Source organism: Polaromonas sp. P1_E1_2, assembly GCF_056406035.1.
Genome location: NZ_JBFUAZ010000855.1, coordinates 1 through 1,327, shown reverse-complemented (window position 1 = coordinate 1,327; position 1,327 = coordinate 1). Strand labels below are relative to the sequence as shown.

At 59.4% G+C, this 1,327-nt stretch carries 1 protein-coding gene; it reads right to left on the bottom strand.

Translation table 11 applies throughout. From position 1 onward, the window contains the following. Positions 1–320: 320 nt before the first annotated feature. On the bottom strand, positions 321–1,327 hold a 1,007-nt coding region (gene glmS, locus AC1D1P_RS23535), incomplete at its 5' end, for a glutamine--fructose-6-phosphate transaminase (isomerizing) (protein WP_477674669.1).

Sequence of the window (1,327 nt, the reverse complement as noted above, 5' to 3'; positions counted from 1 at the left end):
GCCGAAATATTGCAAACGACACTACTTCGCCGCGTCTGGCCAGCCTCATAAAACGACTCTTCGCTGAAACCGCGCTAGCCACGGAGCTGAATGTTGAAGCGGGTGTCGCAGCATCAGCTGCAGAACAGGCTTAGCCTGGGAACGATTAGCCAGCGCAGCCTCACGTACTTGGTCGGACGAAGCGCAGGAATGCCTACCAACGAAACCTATTTTCATATTGTCCGAGGGATCTATTAATGGCATTCTGCGGTTTTTACAGTTTTTCTTAGGTTTTTACAGTTTTTCTTTTTACAAACAAGCGTGCCCGGGCACGCTGACCGTCATTCGACAGTCACTGACTTCGCCAGGTTTCTCGGTTTGTCCACATCCGTCCCCCGCGCCACAGCCGTGTGATACGCCAGCAACTGCAGCGGCACCACGTGCAGCAGTGGGCTCAACGCCCCGTAGTGCTCGGGCATGCGGATGACATGCAGGCCTTCGCCGCTTTCGATGTGGCTGTCGGCGTCTGCCAGTACATAAAGCACGCCGCCGCGGGCGCGAACTTCCTGCATGTTGCTTTTGAGTTTTTCGAGCAGGGCATCGTTGGGGGCGACGCAGACGACTGGCATCTCGCTGGTGACTAAAGCCAGGGGGCCGTGTTTGAGTTCACCTGCGGGGTAGGCCTCTGCGTGGATGTAGCTGATTTCCTTGAGCTTGAGGGCTCCTTCGAGGGCAATGGGGTAGTGCAGGCCGCGGCCGAGGAACAGTGCGTTTTCCATCTTGGCGAAGTCTTCGGCCCAGCTGATGACTTGCGGCTCCAGCGCCAGCACGGCTTGCAGGGCGGCGGGCAGGTGGCGCATGGCTTTGAGGTGCCCGGCTTCTTCTTCGTCGCTGAGCTTGCCTTTGCTTTGGGCCAGGGCCAGCGTGAGCAGGAAGAGGCCTGCCAGTTGCGTGGTGAAGGCCTTGGTGGAAGCCACGCCAATTTCCACACCCGCGCGGGTGATGTAGGCGAGCYTGCATTCACGCACCATGGCTGACGTTGACACATTGCAGATGGTGAGGGTCTGCGTCATGCCCAGGCTTTGCGCGTGGCGCAGCGCGGCCAGGGTATCGGCGGTCTCACCGCTTTGCGTGATGGTAACGACGAGTGATTTCGGGTTGGGTACCGATGTGCGGTAGCGGTATTCGCTGGCCACTTCGACTTGCGTAGGGATGCCGGCAATCGACTCGAGCCAGTACTTGGCCGCGCAGCCGCTGTAGTAGCTGGTGCCGCACGCCAGGATGAGGACCGAGTCGATGTCCTTGAACACGCGGTAAGCCTCGTCGCCGAACAGCTCGGGAACGATGG